Source organism: Armatimonadota bacterium (assembly GCA_020354555.1).
Classification (GTDB): Bacteria; Armatimonadota; Hebobacteria.
This window is the reverse complement of the sequence record CP070648.1, coordinates 2164506-2167726: the sequence shown is the minus strand read 5'-3', so window position 1 is coordinate 2167726 and position 3221 is coordinate 2164506. Positions and strand designations below refer to the sequence as shown.

The 3221-nt window shown below is 61.9% G+C and carries 4 protein-coding genes; 3 read left to right on the top strand and 1 reads right to left on the bottom strand.

Annotated features, from left to right (window positions below; genetic code table 11):
- The 3 genes from JSV65_08875 to JSV65_08865 all read left to right on the top strand — a co-directional run.
- On the top strand, nucleotides 1-653 hold a 653-nt coding region (locus JSV65_08875), incomplete at its 5' end, for a hypothetical protein (protein UCH36449.1).
- A 238-nt stretch (nucleotides 654-891) separates the two neighbouring features.
- A complete protein-coding gene (locus JSV65_08870; protein ID UCH36448.1) occupies nucleotides 892-1368 on the top strand; it encodes a GNAT family N-acetyltransferase in 477 nt (158 codons plus the stop codon).
- A gap of 304 nt (nucleotides 1369-1672) precedes the next feature.
- On the top strand, nucleotides 1673-2188 hold the full coding sequence (locus JSV65_08865; GenBank protein UCH36447.1) for a hypothetical protein: 516 nt from the start codon (nucleotides 1673-1675) through the stop codon (nucleotides 2186-2188).
- Nucleotides 2189-2400: 212 nt separating this feature from the next.
- On the opposite strand, the gene JSV65_08860 is transcribed toward JSV65_08865, so the two are convergent.
- The coding region (locus tag JSV65_08860) for an aldo/keto reductase (GenBank protein UCH36446.1) at nucleotides 2401-3221 on the bottom strand (821 nt) is incomplete at its 5' end.

Here is a 3221-nt window from a genome sequence, read left to right as displayed (position 1 = left end):
AGGGGGAGGTCCGTGAGAAGTACGGAGAGCAGTACGCCGACGGTCGTTGGATGTGGCACCTAGCGGATGTGCTGCGCCCCTACGTCCGCTCCGAGGCGCGTTTCAACTGCCCCACGTTGACGTGGCGCGATCCCAGTTGCCGGGTGCAGAGCTACATCGTCGGCACGGACGCCACGGGTAAGCAGGACCCGCACGATCCCTTGCGCGCACTCATACACGGCAAGCGCCCGCGGAAGATTCAGCACTCCGGATCGTATGTGTACATGTGCGCGCATTATGACCGCGGCAGCAGGGACCAACCGAGTGAATTCGGGGCCGGCGGCGCAGTCCTGGAGGTATGGATGGCCGCTCAAATGCTGGGCTTCGTCGCAGTCCACGACGATCCAAGCGAGGCTTTCGCCTGTGGCAATCACATGGCAGCTTTCTCCGAGCCGGCACGTGAGCCGCTGGCGATGTGCGGGTCTTTCGGCGTACACGAGGGCTACAGACCGGACTACGCCACCGACCACGTGATACCCGCTGAAATCGGCGGCAACGAGCCGACGATTCAGCCGTCCATACCCGTGGCTTTTGTGGATGGTCACGTGGATTATGTGCAGATGTCGTTCTATGATCTGCTCGCGTTGCTCGTGTCCCCCAACGAGAGCAGATAGACGCGGAGGGTATGCGCGCAGGCTCGCGCGGCGGATTGCGCCGCAGACGTTCGCGGATCAGACTCCTTCAGGTGGGGGTGGCAGCGTCACGCCGCGAGCCCTCTCGGCAGCTTGTCGGTACTGCAAGATGCAGGAGCAGGGATATCGGGACTGCACCTTGATTCACCCCCGGATTCGTCCCACGGACGTTGAGGGCCGATGACTTGCATAGGGAGCGCGAATCAGCGGGAGAGCCGTTGTGAACGACTTGGTCTTTGCGCCCATTGATGAAGCTGGATGGCGGGCGTTCGAGTCCTGGTGGCGTGGAAACGCCGAGCTGCAGCGATCGTATACGCCTCCGACTGAGGCGTACCACGCCTACCTGCGCACGGACGCGAACGTCTTCGGACGTATGGTCTATGAACACGGCGAGCCGATGGCCCTCGTGCAGGTTGATCTTGAGGCCGAGGGAACCGGGCATGTGGCACTGGTGGTGCGACCAGAGTTGTGGAACCGCGGGCACGGCAGGCGGGTGCTGGGCGCGCTGGTGAAGCAGCCGGAGCTGAGTCGGCTCAAGAGAATCGTGGCGAACGTGCACGTGAATCACTCCCGGAGCCAGCGGTGCTTCGCGGGCGCGGGATTCGTGCAGCAAGGCACGGAGCCCGATGAGGACGGATTCCTCACGTTCGTCTATACCATGGCGACAGACGAAGGCGGACTGACTCGCGCCACTTGAGAGGAGCCCCTGTACGTCATGAGCGGGGATGGGATAAATGCTAGGTTGCACTTCCGCGTGAATGAACGTGGGGGCCTGCTCCTGAGGACTTTCATGTCAACCTGAGCAAGCGTCACCGTCAAGCGCGGGCGATGTTTCCCCCCTCGATGTCTCCGTCGGCCGTAGGGAAGCGATGCTGGCGCGGAGAAAAGCGCTGGCGGTGGGGAGCGTTGTGGGCAGGCGTTGTCTCCTGGCAGTAGCCGGCAGCGCTCTACCGCCACGGTGCCCAGACATTCTTCTCCTCCCGTGCTATCTGAGAAGGGACATGCAGGTTCCGATTATGAACATGACGCCACTGACATGGCCTAGCTCCTTCGTGCCACCGCCACCAGAACTAATACCGCTACCGCCATCACCAGAAAAGCGGTCGTGGCTTCGGAAGCTATTCGAGCTCTTTCCGTTTCGACTCATCTCATACGGTCCCGAGTATTGCCGTGCGGTTGACTACATCGAGAAGCAGCTTCTCGCGCGGGAACGGCCGGATCCAAGTCGCTGGGGAGATGGGCTGCTGCGGGTCGACATTGGGCAACGTGTGTGCGAACTGATCAAGGAAGCGTACAATTGGCCTAACGATCACTTCTTGCCCGACGACCGCCTGAGTGTGGTGTTCCTCAGGCCGTGGGACTACGACATGCTGACTGTCGAGACGGCACTAGCCTTAGAAGAGGACTTCAACATAAGCGAAGATGATGCCATGACGATGATCTGGACCGTCAAGACATTGGGCGAGATGGTTGATAGGCTGATTGCACATCTTCAGCGAGAATCGAACCGATGCTAAGTTGCACTCTTGGGTGACTAAGCCGGGGCTCCTGCTGCAGAGGGTCGACATGAAACCCTGTGCAAGCATCACCGCCAGGCGGGGGCAACGCTTGCCGCGCTCGATGTCTGCTCTACGCACAGGGAAGCGGCCCTGACAGGGCACGTCGGGACGAAGCTGTCTCCGAAGTCACCGCGCATTGCTCGCGGTTGGCACGCAGGTCCGGGCGGAGATTACGTCGTCCAGCCCTCGCGCCGGCCGGGCTCGTAGTACACCGGCGAATCCGGATGCTTGTACGGCTCGGGGCAATCCCTGATGGGCTTAGCGCCCCACGCCTTCGCGGAGAATTCAGCGAGCAGCGCGCGGTCCTCGTCGGTCACGGTGAGATCGCCGCTGCACGTCGCAACGTTCTCGTCGATGTCGCTGAACATCGACACGCCGACGAGGTAGATGTGAAACCGGGGGTCGGAGAACGACCAGCGAATCGCCGCGGCCGGCAGCCGGCGCGCCTTCTCCTTATCATGATCCGGGACGAGGTCGGCGGCATGGTGGCCAAAGATGACCGCGCCCAATGCCTTCATCCCGATGATGTTCATGTCTAGTTCGTGGGCCCTCGCTATCGCCATCTCGCGCAGCTCCTGGTTGCGCTGGGAGATGATCTCCGCGTAACCCTTCGGGAAATAGCATCGCGCCAGCAGCACTTCGTCAAGGCGGCCGGTGTCAATCAGCTTGAGCGCCAATTCGAAGTGGACGTGGTTTGACATGCCGATCAGGCGCATCTTGCCTTCGTCGCGCATGGCCTCGATCTCGTCGAGCACCCGCATGGCGTGATCGTACTCATTGGGGACGTGGAGCTTGACGCAGTCCAGCGCGTCGGTGCGAAGCTCGCGCAGTGACGCCTCGACATGCTGACGGGCGACGCCGGGCGTGATGGCATGGGTCTTCGTGGCGAGATAGACGTCGTCGCGGACATCCTGCAGCGCTGCGCCGATGATGGCTTCGGAGCCGTAGGACTCGGCGGTGTCGAAGTAGCGGATGCCTTTCTCGTAGGCGT